Genomic DNA, 17,720 nt, shown 5'->3' with positions numbered 1-17,720 from the left:
GGGGAACGAGATGAGCATGGACGCAAGCGAGATACGCCGGACCATACGGGAACAACTGGCACTCTCCCAGCGGCTCAAGGCCCGCATCCGGGAGCTGGAGTCGGACCGCGACGCGCCGCTGGCCGTCGTCGGCATGGCACTGCGCTTTCCCGGCGATGTGAGGACGCCGGAGGCCTACTGGGACTTCCTCCTCGGGGAGGGCGACGCGATTCGTGAGATCCCCGAGGACCGTACGGGGCTGCGCTCCGTCCACTCCCCCGGGCCGGTGACCCCCGGCCGCTCCTACGCCGGCCACGGCGGCTTCCTGGAGGACGTGTCGCCGTTCGACCCCGCCTTCTTCGGCCTGTCGCAACGGGAGGCCGAAGTCCTCGACCCGCAGCAGCGGCTGCTCCTGGAGACCTCCTGGGAGGCCATGGAGCGGGCCGGTGTCCCGGTGCGCCGCCAGGACCGGCTGGGCGCGGGCGTCTTCGTCGGCATCATGACCTCCGACTACGGCGACCGGCTGGCCCATCGCGCCGACCGCACCGGCATCGACCCGTACTACGGCACGGGCGGCGGCCACTGCATGGCGGCGGGCCGCATCAGCTACGTCATGGGTCTGTCGGGACCGTCGATGAGTGTGGACACCGCCTGCTCCTCCTCGCTCGTGGCGCTGCACCAGGGCGCGCAGAGCGTGCGGCGCGGCGAGTGCCGCTACGCCCTGGTGGGCGGGGCGAACGTCTTCTTCTCGCCGGACCTGATGGTGTCGCTGTCCCAGAGCAGGGCGCTCGCGCCCGACGGCCGCTCCAAGGCCTTCCTGGACAGCGCCGACGGCTACGGACGCGGTGAGGGAGTGGGTGTCGTGGTGCTGATGCGCCTCGACGAGGCCGAGCGCGAGAACCGTCCTGTGCTGGCCGTGCTGCGTGGCAGCGCCGTCAACCACGACGGCGCCTCGTCGGGCCTGACGGTGCCCAACGGCCCCGCCCAGCAGCAGGTCATCCGGGCCGCGCTGGCCGACGCGGGCGTGGCGCCCGAGGAGATCGGCTACGTGGAGGCGCACGGCACCGGCACCGCGCTCGGCGACCCCATCGAGATCGGCGCCCTGGACGCGGTGCTCGGCACCGGCGCGCGCGGCAGGACCGAGCCGCTCGCGGTCGGCACCGTCAAGTCGCGCATCGGCCACCTGGAGAGCGCGGCGGGCATCGCCGGGCTCATCAAGGTCGTGCTGATGCTCCGGCACGGCCGCATCCCGGCGAGCACCCCGCAGGACGCGGGCGACCTCAACCACCTGATCCCCTGGAACCGGTTGAAGCTCGAGGTGGCCCGGCGGTCGCGGCCGTGGCCGGACGCCTACGAACGGCGGATCGCCGGTATCAGCGCCTTCGGCATGAGCGGCACCAACGCGCACGCCGTACTGGAGTCGTACGAGCCGCAGCCGCAGGAGGGGCCGGTCGCGCCGAGCCCGGGCGAACTGCTGACCGTTTCGGCGCGCAACCCCGACAGTCTGCGCGCGCTCGCCGAGGAGACCATCGCGTATCTCGCCGGCACCGCTCCCGAGCGGCTCGCCGCGGTGTGCGCCACCCTGCGGGACGGCCGCACGGCCTTCGAGCACCGGCTCGCCGTCACCGGCAGCACCGCAGGCGAGCTGGCGGAACGGCTGGCCCGGGCCTCCGACGCCTACGCCGCCCCCGCCGATCAGCCCACGGTGACGGGCGTACGACTGCGCACGGGCACCGAGACCGCCCTGCTGGACAAGAGCCTCTCGGAACTGCTGACCGCCTACCCGGGGCTGGCCGCCGACGACGCGGGCGACGCTCCGGCGACCCGGCTGCGGAGGCTGCTCGGCCGTCTCGGCCTCACCGTCGAAAAGGGCGAAGGGCCGCGGCTCACCCCGGGCACCGAGGCTGCCCTCTCGTGGACCGGCCACACCTTCCCGCTGCTCACGGAGGACCCCGAAGCCGCCCCCCGGCTGCTGCGGGAAGCCCTCGCCGCGCTGTTCACCGCCGGTGCGGACCTGCGCCTGGACGCGCTGCGCGTTCCCGGCACCGGCCGCCCCGACGATCTGCCCACCTACGCCTTCCGTCGCCGGCGCTGCTGGATCGACGAGCCGGTGGCCGGGGACGGCGGGGCGGGTGCCCTGCCGGCGCCGGCGGCCGGCGGGGCGGAACTCGCCGGTGGTTCCGCCGCGACCGGATGCTGCGACGCGGGCGCCGTCACCGCCTTCCTGGAATCGGAGCTCTCCCGCATCATGCACGCCGGGAGCGGGCTGGACCCGGCGCAGACGTTTCTCGCCGTCGGCGGCGACTCCTTCGCCGCGATGCAGCTCACGATGAGCATCGAGGAGCGGTACCGGATCGAGGTGCCCATCGACGAGTTCGAGATCGAGCTGACCCTCACCGAGCTCTTCGAACGGCTCAGCACGTACGTCGTACGCCACTACGCGTCCCTCACCGAACAGGAGTCCGGCACATGACCCCCTTCGTCCGCCCCCGCCCGGTGGACCGGCCCGCGCTCCGGCTGATCGGGTTCCACCACGCCGGCGGCTCGTCGACGGCCTACTACCCGATGGGCCGGGCGATCCCGGACGACTGGGAGTTGCTGCTGCTCGACCTGCCCGGCCGGGCCAAGCGCTACCACGAACCGCCCATGGAGCACATCGACGACGTGGTCGATCTGGCCCTGGCGGACGTGGAGCCGTGGCTCGACGTGCCCGTCGCGCTGTTCGGCCACAGCTATGGCGCGATCGTCGCGACCGAGGTCGCCCGCAAGCTGTGCGACACCGGACGCCCTCCGCTGTGGACCGGTGTCTCGGGGCGCGTGTCCCCGGGCTACCGGACGCAGCGCCGGCTGTCCGAGCTGGACGACCTGGGCCTGCTCCAGCAGATCCGCGCGATGGGCGGGCTGCCCGAACAGCTCGACGAGGTACCGGAGTTCGTGGCCCGCTTCACCCGCCTCACCCGCGCCGACCTGCGCTCCGTGGAGTCCTACCGGCCGCCGGCGGACCGCACTCCGCTGTCCTGCCCGCTGACCGTCTTCTGCGGCACCGACGACCTGTGGGCGCCGCCCGCGGCGATGTCCGGCTGGTCCGCCGAATCCGTGCACGAGGTACGGCGACGGGTGTTCCCGGGCGGCCACTTCTACTTCCTGGGGTCCTCGTTCGCCGGATTCACCCGCGAGCTGGTCGCCGAGATCGAGGCCGCGGCGGCCCCTGTCATGGTCAACGGCTGAGAGGGCGGAGGTACGTACGTCATGGGCGAGCCGGACTTCGTACAGCTGCTCACTCCCGCGGGCGAACGCGTCCCGCACGGTGAGTACGCCGTCGACCCGACCGCGGAGGAACTGCGTGGCCTGTACCGCGACATGGTGCTGGTCCGTGCCTTCGACATCGAGACCACCGCCCTGCAACGGCAGGGCGAGCTGGGCCTGTGGACACCCCTGCTCGGCCAGGAGGCCGCGCAGATCGGCTCCGGACGGGCGCTGCGGGACTCGGACTTCGTCTTCCCGAGCTACCGCGAGCACGGCGTGGCCTGGTGCCGCGACATGGACCTGCTGGACCTCGTCAGGGTCTTCCGCGGGGTGTCGCACGGCGGCTGGGACCCCACGGAGCACAACTTCCACCTCTACACCCTGGTCGTGGGCGCCCATCCGCTGCACGCGACGGGCTACGCCATGGGCGTCACCATGGACGGCGCGGAGAGCGCCGTGATCGCCTACTACGGTGACGGCGCCTCCAGCCAGGGCGACGTCGCGGAGGCCTTCACCTTCGCGGCCGTGCACGACGCGCCGGTGGTCTTCTTCTGCCAGAACAACCAGTGGGCGATCTCCGAGCCCGTCGAACGCCAGACCCGCGTACCGCTCTACCAGCGCGCCCAGGGTTACGGCTTCCCCGGCGTCCGCGTCGACGGCAACGACGTCCTCGCGGTGCTCGCGGTCACCCGGGCCGCACTGGAGCACGCCCGCAGCGGGCAGGGGCCGACGCTGATCGAGGCGTTCACCTACCGCATGGGGGCGCACACCACCTCCGACGACCCGACGCGCTACCGCCTGGCCACGGAACGCGCGGCGTGGGAGGCGAAGGACCCGATCCTGCGTCTGCGGCGTCTGCTGGAGCGCGAGGGCCTGGCCGACGACGCGTACTTCGCGGCCCTGGACGAGGAGAGCGAGGCGCTGACCCGGCATGTCCGGCAGGAGGTCCGCGGCATGCCGGACCCCGCGCACGCGTCGCTGTTCGAGCACATCTACGCCGGGGAACACGCGCTCGTCGACGAGGAGCGGGCCGAGTTCGCCGTCTACCAGGCGTCGTTCGCGGCCGGCCCGGAGGACCACTGACATGGCACACATGACCCTCGCGAAGGCACTCAACGAGGCCCTGCACACGTCGATGGACGCGGATCCCAAGGTGCTGGTCATGGGGGAGGACGTCGGCAGACTGGGGGGTGTCTTCCGCGTCACCGACGGGCTGCAGAAGGACTTCGGTGAGGGCCGGGTGATCGACACCCCGCTCGCCGAGTCGGGGATCGTGGGCACGGCGATCGGTCTGGCCCTGCGCGGCTACCGGCCGGTGGTGGAGATCCAGTTCGACGGTTTCGTCTTCCCGGCGTACGACCAGATCGTCACGCAGCTCGCGAAGATGCACGCCCGCTCGCTGGGCAGGATCAGGCTGCCGGTGGTCATCCGCATTCCGTACGGCGGCGGTATCGGCGCCGTCGAGCACCACTCCGAGTCCCCCGAGGCGCTCTTCGCGCACGTGGCGGGCCTCAAGGTGGTCTCCCCGTCGAACTCCTCCGATGCCTACTGGATGATGCGGCAGGCCATCCGGAGCGACGACCCGGTGATCTTCTTCGAGCCGAAGCGGCGCTACTGGGACAAGTCCGAGGTCGACAAGGAGGCGGTTCCCGGTCCGCTGCACAAGGCGGTCGTGGCGCGGGAGGGCAGCGACCTGACGCTCGTGGCGTACGGGCCGATGGTGAAGGTGTGTCTGGAGGCCGCGGCGGTCGCCGCGGAGGAGGGCAGGTCGCTCGAGGTGCTGGACCTGCGGTCGATGTCGCCGATCGATGTCGACTCCGTCCAGGTCTCGGTGGAGAGGACCCGCCGCCTGGTCGTGGTGCACGAGGCGCCGGTGTTCCTGGGGACGGGTGCGGAGATCGCCGCGCGCATCACGGAACGGTGTTTCCACCACCTGGAGGCACCCGTCCTGCGGGTCGGCGGCTATCACGCCCCGTATCCGCCGGCCCGCCTGGAGGACGAGTACCTGCCGGGTCTCGACCGGGTGCTCGACGCCGTCGACCGCTCGCTTGCGTACTGAGGAGAGGGTCATGACGACGATGACGCAGAAGGCGTCGGCGCTGCGGGAGTTCAGGATGCCCGATGTGGGTGAGGGACTCACCGAGGCGGAGATCCTCAAGTGGTACGTCCAGCCCGGTGACCAGGTCACCGACGGGCAGGTGGTGTGCGAGGTGGAGACCGCGAAGGCCGCGGTGGAACTGCCCATCCCCCATGACGGTGTGGTGCGCGAACTCCGCTTCCCCGAGGGCACCACGGTGGACGTCGGCCAAGTGATCATCACGGTGGGCGAGGCAGCGGAGACCCGGCCGGCTGCCCGCACGCCGGTCCTCGTGGGGTACGGGGTGGCGGAGTCCGCCACGAAGCGGCGGCGCCGCAAGGGCGCCGAGGCGGCGGGCGGCAACGCCCAGGGCCCCCTGGGTGAGCGGCGTCCCCTGGCCAAACCGCCGGTCCGCAAGCTGGCCAAGGACCTCGGGGTCGATCTGACGACGATCACCCCGTCGGGACCCGGCGGCATCATCACGCGGGAGGACGTGCACGCCGCTGTCCCGCCCACCCCGGCCCAGGCCCCGGCCCTCGCCCCCGCCCAGGCCTCCGGGCCTGTCGTGGAGGCCGCGCCCGCCTCGGCCGTCACCGGCGACACCGCGCGGGAGACCCGGATCCCGGTCAAGGGGGTCCGCAAGGCCACAGCCGAGGCGATGGTCGGCTCGGCGTTCACGGCGCCCCACGTCACCGAGTTCGTCACCGTCGACGTGACCCGCACGATGAGACTCCTCGAAGAACTCAGGCAGGACAAGGACCTCCAGGGCCTGCGGGTCAACCCGCTGCTCCTCGTCGCCAAGGCCCTGCTGGTCGCCGTCGGACGGCACCCCGAGATCAACGCCTCCTGGGACGAGACCCGCCGGGAGATCGTCCACAAGCACTACGTGAACCTGGGCATCGCCGCCGCCACCCCCCGCGGCCTGATCGTCCCGAACATCAAGGACGCCCACACCAAGACCCTGCCCCAACTCGCGGAGGCCCTCGGCGAACTGGTGGTCACCGCCCGCGCGGGCAGGACCGCACCGGCCGCCCTTCAGGGCGGCACCGTCACCATCACCAACATCGGCGTCTTCGGCGTCGACACCGGCACACCGATCCTCAACCCGGGCGAGTCCGCGATCCTCGCCGTCGGCGCGATCAAACCCCGGCCCTGGGTCCACAAGGGCAAGATCAGAGCCCGCCAGGTCACCACCCTCGCCCTCTCCTTCGACCACCGCCTGGTCGACGGCGAACTCGGCTCCAAGGTCCTCGCCGACGTCGCCGGCATCCTCGAACAGCCGAAACGACTGATCACCTGGGCGTGACGCCCGCCACGCAGAAGGCTCGGCCGGGATTTCCCGGCCGAGCCTTCTGCGTGGGCGGAACAGTTCAGCGGCCGGGGGACCGCCCGGCCGCGGACTTCTCGGTGTGGCTCTTGAGGGCCGCGTTGAGCCGCTCGAAGTCGCCGCCGACCCTGCCGATCGTGGAGCTCAGCGCCGGCACCAGAACGCCCGAGAAGAACTCGCTCTGTTCGACCAGCGTGCCGCCCTCCACGGCGGACAGGACGAACTGGTGGGTGCCGTCCAGGATTCCGGGCAGGATCATGCGCCCGCGCCAGCGCAACAGCCGGCCCTCGTCGGCCGCGAGCACCGTCGGCCGGAAGGTCATCGGGCGCCCCTCGGCCGGGAAGAACCGCAGCGTCAGCGTGGTGCCCACGACGGCGTGCCCGGAGCCCTCACGGATGAAGGGGTTCCAGGCCGGGTAGTTCTCGAAGTCCGCCAGAACGCGCCACACGTCCGCCGGCGCGGCCTCGACGTGCACGGATCTGTATACCTGGCGCATGCCGCATCCTCACTCTCGGGTTGTCCGTCAGCCTTGCCAGTCCGGCACGTCCAGGATCTCCAGCACCGCGGCGGTCCACATGAAGCCGATGCCGACACCGACGGTGACGATGCGGTCGCCCGGCTTGGCGCGGCGGGACTCGATCAGGTGGTTGATGCCGAGGAACTGGTCGCTGCTGCCCATGTGCCCGTAGTCGAGGCCCCAGTCGTAGGTGGTGGTCTTGGGGTCGAGGCTCAGCTTGTTGTAAAAACCCCACTCGGCGATGGGCTTGATGACGGTCGCGTGGATGAACCAGTCGATGTCCGCCAGCTTGGTGTCCGCGTCGTCGAGTGCCTGGTCCAGGGTCTGGGTGAAGTTCTGGCTGACCACCTCCAGGACCTCGTCGTAGGCGTCCTCGTTGCGCAGCAGCCAGTCCCCGGGACGGCTGCCGAGATTGACGGTCCTGCCGTTCTCGAAGGGGGCCTGCGTCCAGGGGCCCATGCCGCGGTAGAGGGGTTCGAGCGTGGCGTCGGAACGGCTGACCGTGGAGAGAAGCCGGGCGAACCCGCCGCGGGTGGAGAGCACCGTGGCGCACGCGCCGTCGCCGAAGACGGTCTGGTCGTCGCTCTTCCAGCGGTCGATGTACGGCAGCAGCCAGGCGTCGCCGCAGGTCACGAGAGCGGCGTCGGCGTCGGGACGGGCGGAGATCCAGGAGGCCGCCAGTTCGACGCCGCCCAGTACGCCGTTGCAGCCCTGGCGCATCTCGATCGCCGCCGAGGTGGTCCGGCCCAGGGTCTCCTGCTGGACGAAGTGGGCAGGGGTCCACAGCTCCCGGCCCGGGTGGTTCGTGTAGGCGTGCAGCACGAGGTCGATGTCCTGCGTGTCGTGCCCCGAGCGGGCGATGGCCTGCTTTCCGGCCTCGGCCGCCATCACCGGTCCGGTCTCGTCGGGGCGGGAGATCCGTACCGCGCGCACGCCGTTGTTCTCCGCGGCGGTGGCGTCGTACAGCCCTGCGGCCACGGCCTGTTCCGCGGTCATCTCCTCCTCGGGAAGATAGGCCCCGAGGCCGGCTATGTATACGTTCTCCCAGCGCATGAGATCACTCCTGCCGCGTTTCCGGATGGATACCGCGAGGCTGACGGACTTCCCTCGAGGCGCCCTCGATTCGGATTTCCCGCTTCAGGAAGGACCGGTGGTGAAGGTGCGCAGCACCATTCCGGTTCTCGGTTTCAGTCCGAACGCGGTTGATTTATGGGGCATCCGTTCTCCGGCACGGGCGCGGGCGAACACTTCGTCAAGGCTCACGGGATTGACGATCACGGCCGTTCCGCCCCATCGGTCCGCTTCCGTCACGGCGTTTTCCGGAGTGCCGCGGTGGGGACGGACGTCCTGCGCGGCGACGGCCCGGTCGCCCAGCATCAGCGGGATCAGGAAGTGGTGGAGCACGGCGGTGTCGGTCTGCCGCCGGCTCGCGGAACGGCTCCCGTGCCCGGCCTCGTGCGGCGCGGGCGTACCGGGTCCGGTGACCAGGTGGTGCTCGCCGTGCCCACTGAGCAGGAACGCGTTTCCGGTCCGGCCGGCCGCGGCGAGGGCCTGGTGGGCCGCGGACAGTCCACCCGTCAGGCGCCGCACCGAGCACAGACCCCGGGCCCGGTGCGCGGCCTCCCGCACGGACAGGCCCGGCAGCACGCGGTGCACCGCGTCGACCGGTACCGGGTACGCCGTCATGTCGACCAGGAGGGCCAGGCCGTAGTCCCAGGGGCCGCGGCCGTGCCCCGCCTCGCGGTGTTCCCGGCGCAGGGCCTGGTAGGCGGCGTAGCGGTGGTGGCCGTCGGCGATGAGCACCTGCCGGCCGGCGAGGTCGTCGGCGACGGCCCGGAGAGCGGCCGGGTCGGTGACGCGTCGCAGGCTGTGCGTGATGCCGTCCTCGGCCGTGGCCAGGGTCACGGGCGGCGCGGTGCGGGCGGTGTCCTCGACGACGCGGGCGGCCGCCGCGGCACCCTGGTGGACGCAGTACAGCGGTTCCAGGTTGGCGGTGGCCGAGCGGGTCAGCTCCAGCCGCTCGGCCACCGGGCCCGCGAAGACGTCCTCGTGGGGCAGTACGACACGGTCCTCCTCCTCGCGTATGCCCAGCGCCCCGACGAGACCGCGCTGCAGGACGTGGCCGTCCCTCGTCTGCTGGTACACGTACAGCGCCGGTTCCGGATCGGCCGCGAGGACCCCCCGGTCGAGCCAGTGGTGCAGGCGCCCCGCGGCCAGGTCCAGTCCGGTCCTGCCGTGCGGGACCAGCCGGATCACGTTGTGCGGTGTCCGGTCCAGCAGTCGTCGTACGACGCCCGGGTCCTGGTGGGCGTCCGGCGGGGCCGTCTCGGGTCCCAGGTCGCGGGTCGGGCGGGCGGCGAACCGCACCCCGCGCAGCGGGGCCAGTTCGAGTCGCCGGTCGCCGTCCGGGTCCAGGAGCAGGGAATGGGCGGCGTCGGAATTGCCGATTCCTTCTGTTTCTCGGATTCGATACACGCCGTCAGACTCGGCCGGTCCGCTAGAGACACACTCGCCCTGCATCGCCCCTCGCGCTCTAGTCCGCCTGTAGCGTCCCCGGCTTAGCTTTCGGCATCGGCTTCGTACCCCACAACGCCGAGTGCGCGCCGCCGGCACCGGGTGCGTACAACCCCCTGCCAGAAAGGAATGCCATGCGGGAAAAACTGGATGTCGACGAGGGATCGGCGCTGCTGGTCGATGACGGTCAGCCGAAGGAGGCCTATACCAAGGGTGAGGCACTTCCCGCCTGCACGCGTTGTGTCGACGAATTGACAGCCGCCGCCGCCGAGTTCGACAAGGCCTTTTCGGAGCGGGATTTCGACCGCTGGTTCTCCTTCTTCGTCGACGACAACATCACCGGTCTGGGCGCCGACGGCACGATCGGGATGAACAAGGACGCCTGGGGCAAGATCCTGACCGACTACTTCCAGGACCCCACCTGGCGGATGACGATCGCGCCGGTGAAGGTGGCCGTCCAGAGCTGCCGCACGGGCCAGGTCATCGAGCGCGTCCGGTTCGACTCCCCCGCCCTCGGCCACATCACGTTCGTCCACGTCATGGTCTGGGTGCGCGACCACGGTGACTGGAAGATCGCGCTGCAGACCGAGGCCGGACCGCTCGAGACGAAGACCGAGCTGCTCCACCAGTTCGAGGGCCGCACCCCCGACGCCTCCTGACCGCCGCGTCCCTCCTCGGCCTCCCTTCCCCTCGCCGGCCCGCCCTCCCTCATCACCGCCACAGCGACGAGCCTCAAGGAATCGACACTGATGGAACAGGAAAGTCCGTTGACACGAACAAGTTCAGTGGTGGCCAGGTTCCTCGAGGCCGCCCGCGCCACGCCGGAACGGGACGCCGTGATCGGCCCCGACGTCCGGCTGACCTTCGCCGAGCTGGACGAGCGCACCGACCGGCTGGCCGGGCTGCTGGCCCGCTACGGCGCCGGCCCGGAGCGCTCGGTCGGGGTGTTCCTGCCCCGCTCGGCCGACCTGGTGGTGGCCATCCTGGCCGTGCTCAAGGCGGGGGCGGTGTACGTGCCCTTCGACCCCGAGCAGCCGGCCGAGCGCCTCGCCCACATAGCCGAGGACGCGGGGGTCGTGACCACGATCACCCACGCGGACCTCGTCGGAAAGGTGCCGCAGGGCATACGCGACAAGGCCATCGTCCTGGACCGCCTGGACTGGGACGACCTGCCGCCGGCCCAGCCGCTCGCCACCCACCCCGACAACCTCGCCTACATCGTCTTCACCTCCGGCTCGACCGGCCGCCCCAAGGGTGTCCAGGTCAGCCTGCGCGCCCTCGCGAGCTTCCTGGAGGGCATGGAGGCCGGAGGGTTCTTCCGGGCGCCCGGCGAGCGCGTCGGCTGGAACGCCTCGGTCGCCTTCGACGCCTCGGTGCAGGAGTGGGTGCGGGTGTTCCGCGGCGACACCGTGGCGATCCTCGACGACGACACCCGGCGTGACGCGGAGGCCTTCGCCCGGTTCGTGGCGGACCACGAGCTGGACGTCGTCGACATGACGCCCTCGCACGCGCAGGTCCTGCTGGAGGAGCTGGAGCCGGTGGCACGGGGCGAGCGCCCCGGGCTCAAGCTCCTCATCGCCGGCGAGGCCGTACCGCCCGCGCTGTGGGACGCGCTGGGCGCCCTGGTCTCGGAGGGCGTCCTCGAGGCGGCGAACCTGTACGGGCCCACCGAGGCCACGGTCAACGCGCTCGGCACGCCGATCGTGCGGGGCCGCACACCGCACATCGGCGCACCGCTGAAGAACGTGGACATCCGGATCGTGGACGCCCGGCTGGACCTCGTGCCCGACGGCACCCCGGGCGAACTCTGCCTGGCGGGTCCGGGTCTGGCCCGCGGCTACGCCGGCCGGCCGGGGCTCACCGCGTCGAGCTTCGTTCCCGACCCGTACGGTCCCGACGGCTCGCGCATGTACCGCACCGGGGACCGGGTGAGCCGCGCCGAGGACGGCACGGTCATCTACCTCGGCCGCACCGACAGCCAGGTGAAGATCCGCGGGCACCGGGTGGAGCTGGGCGGGATCGAGGCGGTGCTGCACGACCATCCCGGTGTGCGGCGGGCCTGCGTGGTGTGCCACACCGGTGACGACGGCGCCCCGCGTCTGGAGGCGTTGGTCGAGCTCGTCGCGGGCACGGACCTGGCCTCGGTACAGGCGCACGCCGAGCGGCTGCTGCCGCTGTGGATGTGCCCGGCGGGGTACTCCGCCCTGGAGAAGCTGCCGGTCACGGTCGGCGGGAAGGTGGACCGGGTCGCGCTGACGCGGCTGGCCGGCTCGACCTCCCGTGCGCAGCCGTCCCCGTCGCCGGAGCCGGAGGCCCCGGCCGACGCCTCCGGGGTCAGCCTGCCGGAGACGGTCAACGCCGTCTGGTCGGAGGTCCTGGGTGTCACGTCGATCGCCGAGTCCGACGACTTCTTCGACCTCGGCGGCCACTCGCTCAGCGCCATGCAGGTGGCGACCCGGCTGCGGACCCGGCTCGGCATCAAGGTGCCGACCAGCCTGCTCTTCCGGCACCGCACCTTCGACGCCTTCGCGGCCGCGCTGGCCGACCGCCGCGCAGAGGAACTCGTGGCGCGGTGAACGCCCCGCACCCCACAGCACCTTCGAGGAGACAAGCCATGGACAACACCGACCGGGCACGCTGGGCCGTGCTGATCAGCTCCGCGGGTCAGTACGGTCTCTTCCCCGCGGACAAGCCGGTCCCCGGCGGCTGGCGCACAGCCGGCTTCGAGGGCACCGAGGAAGCCTGCGTCGCCTACGTGGACACCCACTGGACGGACATGCGGCCGATCCTTCACTGACCGGCCCCTCGGCGCGCGCCGCAGCCGCCCTCCCTCCGGCCGCGGCGCGCCTCCGGGAGCCCTTAGGCTTTGGCCTGCGGTTCAGCGGGAATCGCGGGCAGAGGGGAGCTTGCCGGTGATGAGCGGGGCGGTCAGCGCGGTCAGCAGCAATGACGTGTACTCCTTCACCAAACCCAACCGCGAGGGCATCACACTGCTCGCGGGGCTCGGGGTGGAGGGGGATGTGCATGCCGGGGAGACGGTGAAGCACCGGAGCCGGGTGGCGAGGGATCCGGCGCAGCCCAATCTGCGGCAGGTGCATCTCATCCATGAGGAGCTGTTCGCGGAGGTGCGGGAGGCCGGGTTCGAGGTGGCCGCCGGGGAGCTCGGGGAGAACGTGACCACCCGGGGGCTCGATCTGCTGGGCCTGCCGGTCGGGACGCGGCTGCGGCTCGGGGCGCAGGCCGTGGTCGAGGTGACCGGGCTGCGCAATCCCTGCAAGCAGATCGACGGCTTCCAAAAGGGGCTGCTGAAGCAGGTCGTCGGGCGGGGCGCGGACGGCCGGCCGGTGTTCAAGGCGGGGATCATGAGCGTCGTGGTGAGCGGGGGCGTGGTGCGGCCCGGGGACTCCGTCACGGTCGAACTCCCGGAGGGACCGCACCGGCCACTGGAGATCGTCTGAGGCGGACAGGGGCCGCTCCGCACATGCCGAGGGGGCGCCTCGCCGGACGCCCCCTGCTCACCTGCTCATGTGCTCACTTGCTCAGGTAGGCCCAGAACTCGTCGAACGACAGGACCTTGTCCCCGTTCAGGTCGCGGGTCTTGATGATGGCCTCGGCGACCGACTCGGTGACGTTCCAGTCGCCCCCCTGGGCCAGGGCGGCCTTGAACTCGGCGGCGGTGATGAAGCCGTCCCCGTCCGTGTCGATCCGCTGGAAATCCTTGCGCGCTTCCTCGATGTCCGCCACCGGATCCGCCCCTTCGTAACGCATTACTGCTGGTTGACGGAGGCCAGATTAACGGGCGACCCGAGCGCGCAGTGCGGCGACCACCCAGGCGAACTCCTCACGGTGGGCGGCGGCGGGCCCCCCGCCCTTCACCGTGGACAGCAACTCCCGGTACCGGGCGAGCCGGTCGTTGGACGCCGACTCCATCCCTTCGAGCACGGCGGTGAGGTCGCCGTCTCCCAGAACCTCCCGCACGATCTCCTCCGCCTCCGGCGCCTCGGGGGCGATTCCCCGCGCGCGGGCCTCCCCGCCCAGCTGCACCAGACGCATGGGAAGCCACGTGGAGTGCCCGGGAGGGACACTCAGGCCCTGGCCCTCCGAGTTGAACTCGACCATCTGCCGCATGTGCGCCCGGAACTCCGGGTCCTGGATCATTTCCGCCAGTTCCACCCAGGCGTCCACCTGCTCGGGGGTCGGGTCGTCCGGCAGGTCCACCGCGATGGAGTGCATCCGGTCCCGGATCGCCGGATCCACCCCGTCCAGCCCGTGGAACAGTTCCTCCACGAACTCCTCCAGGATCCGCCTCCGCTCGGCCGCCGACAGCCGCGCCAGCTTGTTCATCAGGGTCATCTCCTCCGCACTCGAATTTCGTCGCGCCACGGACGACAGCACCGCACGGGTCACCTTCAGCGAGCGGATCTGCGCGTCCAGCGCCGACACGTGCGCCGCGGCCACCTCGGCGACGGTCCGCTCGCCCGCCAGCACCCGGCGCACATCGGCCAGGCCGAGGCCCAGCTCGCGCAGGGTGCGGATCAGTTCCAGGCGGGCGGCGGACCGGGCGTCGTAGAGCCGGTAGCCGCCGGTGGAACGGGTCACGGGGGTCAGGACGCCCTCGTCGGACCAGTAGCGGATGGTGCGCACGGTCAGTCCGGTGGCGCGGGCCAGCTCACCGATGGTGAAGAGTCCGGTGCCGTCATCGATCATGTGTGTGAGTCTGGGCCTTCCAGTGGGTGGAGACTCAAGGAGCGAGGAGGAGTACGGGGTGGAGACGTTGCGCGACATTCTGGACGCGGCCGCGCGGGGTGTCTTCCCTCCTCCCGACGGCCGTACCACCGTCGTGCCGCAGGCCTCCCCGCGCGACGCCGGTGTCCTCTCCTTCACCGCGCACTCCGTCGTGTTCACCGACGAGGATCCGGAGTGGGTGCGGGAGGCGCTGCGGGGCGTCGACTGCGACGCGCTGTGCGCGACGATGAACCCGGTCTTCCTGGCGGCGTTCATGGCGCGGACCGGGCGGGCGGCCGAGACGATCGACGCGATGCTGGTGGGCTCCCCGCTGCCGGGCGGCCCTCCGCTCCCACTGCGCGAGATCGCGGACGAGGACCATCCCCGCGTCGCCTACGCCCGGCGCCGGCGCGACGAGGTGCGGGTGTGGGCGGCGGACGGCGGGATGCTGGTGACGGGGCGCGGGATCGCCGGCCGGCTGGAGGTCTCGGTCGAGGTGGACGAGGGCCGGCGGCAGGCGGGGCTCGGGCGGCGGCTGGTGACCGCCGCCCGGCATCTCGCCGAGGAGCCGGTGTGGGCCCAGGTGGCCCCGGGGAACGCCCGCAGCATGCGGGCGTTCCAGGCGGCGGGCTATGTGCCGGTGGGCGGCGAGATGCTGCTCAGTGCCAGGGCTGGTAGTACAGGTTGCTGACGCAGCCGCTGAGGACCTCGGTCCTGGTGGCCTTGTCGACGGGGCAGGCGCCGACGATGTACTGGCGGGCGACGCCGCCGGGGAAGGCCACCTCGACCTGGTCGGCGTACTTGTGGGTGTCGCCGATGGTCCGGTTGACGTCGATGCCGCCCGGGGCGTCGATGTAGTAGTTGAAGTCGGACTTCCAGCGCTTGTAGAGGTCGTGGTCGTACGTCGTGGAGACGTACGGGGAGGGCTGGTTGTTCAGGACGTACTTCTCGAGGTCGTACTGGCCGCCCGTCACGTCCTTCGGGTGGAAGCCCTGGTCGAAGATGACGTCGGGGGCGCGGTTGTCGCTGCGCCACAGCGTGCCGCAGGCCTTGCGCCACACGGGTTTCGGCGTGACGCGGGCGAGGTCGACCTGCCGGTCGGCGGCGGCCTTGACCGGGTCGTCGAACAGGGGGCAGGCGGGGGCGGCCGCGGCCTTGGCCACCGGCTTCCCGGGGGCCGCGGCGGGGACGGCGGCCGTGGTCGCGAGGACGGCACCCAGGGACAGGACGGCGGCGGCGACGCGCCGCCGGACGCGAGTGGTGATCATGCGCAGCACGATGTCGGCCGGACGGCACCGCGCCGCGGACCGTCACCCGATCGGCGGCGTGTCCCGAACAAGCCGTGGATCAGCGGAAGATTCCGGTGTGGCCGAGGGAGTAGCGGCCCGGCTGCGGATAGACGGCGAGACCGTGCGGGCCGCTGCCGACGGGGATGCGGGCGAGCTGCTCGCCGGTGCGGGTGTCGATGGCGTACACCTCCGCGTCGTAGCGCCCGGACAGCCACAGGACCTTGCCGTCCGACGAGACCCCGCCCATGTCGGGGCTGCCGCCGGCCGGCAGCCGCCATTTCTTGGTCAGCTCGTTCTTCGTGAAGTCGAAGACGGAGATCGTGCCCTCGCCGCGGTTGGAGATGTACATCTCGCGCGAGTCGCGGCTGATGTACAGGCCGTGGCAGCCCTTGCCGGTCGGCAGGAAGGACGGCTCGGTGAACCTGTCGCCGTCGAGGATCCACATGCCGTCGGCCTTCATGTCGGCGATGTAGTACTTCTTCCCGTCGGGCGAGATCTTGACGTCCTGCGGCATCGCGCCGGCCAGGGGCAGCTTCTCCTGCCCCACGACCTTCATCTTCTCGGTGTCGACCTTCAGCAGTTCGCCGCTGAACTCGCAGGAGACGATGAAGTAGCGCCCGTCGGGCGAGAAGTCCGCGTGGTTGACGCCGTAGCAGCTGACCGGGACGGTCTTCCTCCGCTTCATGGTGTGCGCGTCGCGGAAGACGAGTTCACGGTCGAGGGAGGCCATCACGACGGCGTACCTGCCGTTCGGGGTGAAGTACAGGTTGTACGGGTCGTGCACGTCGACCGTGTCGCCGGCCTTGCCGGTCCTGGGGTCGATGGGGGTGAGGGTGTTGCCCTTGTCGTTGTTGACCCACAGCGTCTTCAGGTCCCAGGAGGGCACGACGTGCTGCGGCTGGCGGCCGACGCGGATCGTCCCGGTCACCTTGTACGTCTTCGGGTCGATGACGGTGACGGTGTCGGACTCGGTGTTGGGCACGTACACGCGGGACGGGAAGTCCTTGACCACCGGGGAGAGCCGGTTCGGGCGGTCGGCGGCGTAGACGTCCTTGGGGTCGAGGAGGGGCGGCATGCCGGGCAGCCCCTGGGCGGCCGGCTTCTTCACGGGGGCGGGGACGGCGGCCTTGGTGGCCCGGCGGACGTCGCCGCCCTGGGGCGGTCCGCCGCAGGCGGCGAGGACGGCGAGGACGCTTCCGGTGACGAGGGCGCGAACGGCGGGTGTGGGACGCATCAGCTGAGCAGCTCCGTGGTGGTGACCGCGCGCAGTCCGCGGCGGTCGAGTTCGTCCAGTACGGCGGGGAGCGCGGCGATCGTGTCCGCGTACCCGAAGTGCAGGCTCACGACGGATCCGCCCCGGATCCCGCCGAGCACGTTGGCCGTGACGGCGGGGGCGCCGGGTGCGGTGAAGTCAAGGGAGTCGACGTCGTAGGAGAGGACGTGCGGGTAACCGGCCTCGCGGGCCAGCCGCTCCACGAGCGGGGAGGCGCGGGCCGTTCGGGAGGGCCGGAACCAGGTCCCGACCGATCCGGTGAGCCGTCTCAGCCGTGCGGCGCACTCGGCGATCTCGTCTCTCGCCTCCGCCTCGGACATGGCGTCGATGTCGAGGTGGCGGTGGGTGTGGTTGCCGAGGTCGTGGCCGCCGTCGAGGATCCGGCGGGCGAGCGCGGGGTGTTCGTCGAGCCAGGTCCCCACGGCCAGCACGGTGACGTGTGCTCCCCCGCGCTCCGCCTCGCCGAGGAGGGCATGGGCGAGGGACGGCTCGCCCTGGCCGTGGAAGGTGAGGGCGACCCGGGGCCGGTCGCGCGGGCCGTGGGTGATCTGCGGGGGCTGCCCCGGGAAGGCACGCGGGGCCGGGGCGGCGAGGGGGCTCGCGGAGGCGGCGGCACGGGGGGCGACGGCGGGCGCGGGCGGAGCGGCGGCCCCGGAGCGGGAACACGCCGCCGTGAACGCTCCCCCGGCGACCAGCCCGGCACCCACCCGCAGCGCGGCACGACGGTCGGTCGAAGTCACCCCGCCATTGAAATAGGAAACGTCATAAAAGCG

17 protein-coding genes and 1 pseudogene are annotated in these 17,720 nt (G+C 71.6%); 10 read left to right on the top strand and 8 right to left on the bottom strand.

Annotation, left to right across the window (positions count from 1 at the left end):
* Nucleotides 1–10 precede the first annotated feature (10 nt).
* From ABT057_RS40335 to ABT057_RS40315, 5 genes and pseudogenes are all read left to right on the top strand, one after another.
* Nucleotides 11–2,452 (top strand): type I polyketide synthase, encoded by a 2,442-nt coding sequence (locus tag ABT057_RS40335; protein ID WP_352348914.1) that lies wholly within the window; start codon nucleotides 11–13, stop codon nucleotides 2,450–2,452.
* Nucleotides 2,449–3,207, top strand: coding sequence for a thioesterase II family protein (locus ABT057_RS40330; RefSeq protein WP_352348913.1), 759 nt, complete (start codon nucleotides 2,449–2,451; stop codon nucleotides 3,205–3,207). The genes ABT057_RS40335 and ABT057_RS40330 overlap by 4 nt, the downstream gene beginning before the upstream one ends.
* A 27-nt stretch (nucleotides 3,208–3,234) precedes the next feature.
* Nucleotides 3,235–4,308: pseudogene (pdhA, locus tag ABT057_RS40325) on the top strand (pyruvate dehydrogenase (acetyl-transferring) E1 component subunit alpha); the annotation flags it as partial.
* Nucleotides 4,309–4,318: 10 nt separating this feature from the next.
* Nucleotides 4,319–5,284, top strand: coding sequence for an alpha-ketoacid dehydrogenase subunit beta (locus tag ABT057_RS40320; protein ID WP_502974043.1), 966 nt, complete (start codon nucleotides 4,319–4,321; stop codon nucleotides 5,282–5,284).
* Nucleotides 5,285–5,294: 10 nt separating this feature from the next.
* Nucleotides 5,295–6,608: a dihydrolipoamide acetyltransferase family protein gene (locus ABT057_RS40315; RefSeq protein ID WP_352348911.1), complete on the top strand. Its 1,314-nt coding sequence runs from the start codon at nucleotides 5,295–5,297 to the stop codon at nucleotides 6,606–6,608.
* 64 nt (nucleotides 6,609–6,672) lie between these two features.
* Here ABT057_RS40315 and ABT057_RS40310 read toward each other — a convergent pair whose 3' ends face one another.
* The 3 genes from ABT057_RS40310 to ABT057_RS40300 all read right to left on the bottom strand — a co-directional run bounded on the left by ABT057_RS40310 (nucleotide 6,673) and on the right by ABT057_RS40300 (nucleotide 9,621).
* Complete coding sequence (locus ABT057_RS40310) at nucleotides 6,673–7,125, bottom strand: SRPBCC family protein (RefSeq protein ID WP_352348910.1); 453 nt, start codon at nucleotides 7,123–7,125, stop codon at nucleotides 6,673–6,675.
* A gap of 27 nt (nucleotides 7,126–7,152) precedes the next feature.
* Complete coding sequence (locus tag ABT057_RS40305; protein ID WP_352348909.1) at nucleotides 7,153–8,199, bottom strand: ketoacyl-ACP synthase III family protein; 1,047 nt, start codon at nucleotides 8,197–8,199, stop codon at nucleotides 7,153–7,155.
* Nucleotides 8,200–8,283: 84 nt separating this feature from the next.
* Nucleotides 8,284–9,621 carry a DUF1015 family protein gene (locus tag ABT057_RS40300; RefSeq protein WP_352348908.1) on the bottom strand — a complete coding sequence of 446 codons (1,338 nt, stop codon included), beginning with the start codon at nucleotides 9,619–9,621 and terminating at the stop codon, nucleotides 8,284–8,286.
* Between the two features lie 173 nt (nucleotides 9,622–9,794).
* Here ABT057_RS40300 and ABT057_RS40295 point away from each other — a divergent pair, with 173 nt between their 5' ends.
* The 4 genes from ABT057_RS40295 to ABT057_RS40280 all read left to right on the top strand — a co-directional run bounded on the left by ABT057_RS40295 (nucleotide 9,795) and on the right by ABT057_RS40280 (nucleotide 13,118).
* Complete coding sequence (locus ABT057_RS40295; protein ID WP_352348907.1) at nucleotides 9,795–10,319, top strand: nuclear transport factor 2 family protein; 525 nt, start codon at nucleotides 9,795–9,797, stop codon at nucleotides 10,317–10,319.
* 129 nt (nucleotides 10,320–10,448) lie between these two features.
* Nucleotides 10,449–12,236 carry a non-ribosomal peptide synthetase gene (locus ABT057_RS40290; RefSeq protein WP_352348906.1) on the top strand — a complete coding sequence of 596 codons (1,788 nt, stop codon included), beginning with the start codon at nucleotides 10,449–10,451 and terminating at the stop codon, nucleotides 12,234–12,236.
* A 38-nt stretch (nucleotides 12,237–12,274) separates the two neighbouring features.
* Nucleotides 12,275–12,457, top strand: coding sequence for an MbtH family protein (locus tag ABT057_RS40285; protein ID WP_352348905.1), 183 nt, complete (start codon nucleotides 12,275–12,277; stop codon nucleotides 12,455–12,457).
* 118 nt (nucleotides 12,458–12,575) lie between these two features.
* The gene (locus ABT057_RS40280; RefSeq protein WP_352348904.1) at nucleotides 12,576–13,118 is read left to right on the top strand and encodes an MOSC domain-containing protein; all 543 of its coding nucleotides are present in this window, start codon (nucleotides 12,576–12,578) and stop codon (nucleotides 13,116–13,118) included.
* Nucleotides 13,119–13,191: 73 nt separating this feature from the next.
* Here ABT057_RS40280 and ABT057_RS40275 read toward each other — a convergent pair whose 3' ends face one another.
* Nucleotides 13,192–13,404, bottom strand: coding sequence for an EF-hand domain-containing protein (locus tag ABT057_RS40275; RefSeq protein ID WP_352348938.1), 213 nt, complete (start codon nucleotides 13,402–13,404; stop codon nucleotides 13,192–13,194).
* 48 nt (nucleotides 13,405–13,452) lie between these two features.
* Nucleotides 13,453–14,367 carry a helix-turn-helix domain-containing protein gene (locus tag ABT057_RS40270; RefSeq protein ID WP_352348903.1) on the bottom strand — a complete coding sequence of 305 codons (915 nt, stop codon included), beginning with the start codon at nucleotides 14,365–14,367 and terminating at the stop codon, nucleotides 13,453–13,455.
* A gap of 58 nt (nucleotides 14,368–14,425) precedes the next feature.
* Here ABT057_RS40270 and ABT057_RS40265 point away from each other — a divergent pair, with 58 nt between their 5' ends.
* On the top strand, nucleotides 14,426–15,076 hold the full coding sequence (locus tag ABT057_RS40265) for a GNAT family N-acetyltransferase (RefSeq protein ID WP_352348902.1): 651 nt from the start codon (nucleotides 14,426–14,428) through the stop codon (nucleotides 15,074–15,076).
* Here ABT057_RS40265 and ABT057_RS40260 read toward each other — a convergent pair.
* The 3 genes from ABT057_RS40260 to ABT057_RS40250 form a co-directional block, all read right to left on the bottom strand.
* Nucleotides 15,045–15,653: an ADP-ribosyltransferase gene (locus ABT057_RS40260; protein WP_352348901.1), complete on the bottom strand. Its 609-nt coding sequence runs from the start codon at nucleotides 15,651–15,653 to the stop codon at nucleotides 15,045–15,047. The genes ABT057_RS40265 and ABT057_RS40260 overlap by 32 nt on opposite strands.
* 79 nt (nucleotides 15,654–15,732) lie before the next feature.
* A complete protein-coding gene (locus ABT057_RS40255; RefSeq protein WP_352348900.1) occupies nucleotides 15,733–16,908 on the bottom strand; it encodes a YncE family protein in 1,176 nt (391 codons plus the stop codon).
* Entirely contained in the window at nucleotides 16,908–17,687 is a 780-nt protein-coding gene (locus ABT057_RS40250) for a polysaccharide deacetylase family protein (RefSeq protein ID WP_352348899.1), read from the bottom strand. Before ABT057_RS40250 ends, ABT057_RS40255 begins: the two co-directional genes overlap by 1 nt.
* Nucleotides 17,688–17,720 lie beyond the last annotated feature (33 nt).

Source organism: Streptomyces sp. NPDC002588, assembly GCF_040295925.1.
Lineage (GTDB): Bacteria > Actinomycetota > Actinomycetes > Streptomycetales > Streptomycetaceae > Streptomyces.
The sequence above is the reverse complement of the archived record's forward strand: the minus strand, read 5'-3'. Positions and strand labels throughout refer to the sequence as shown.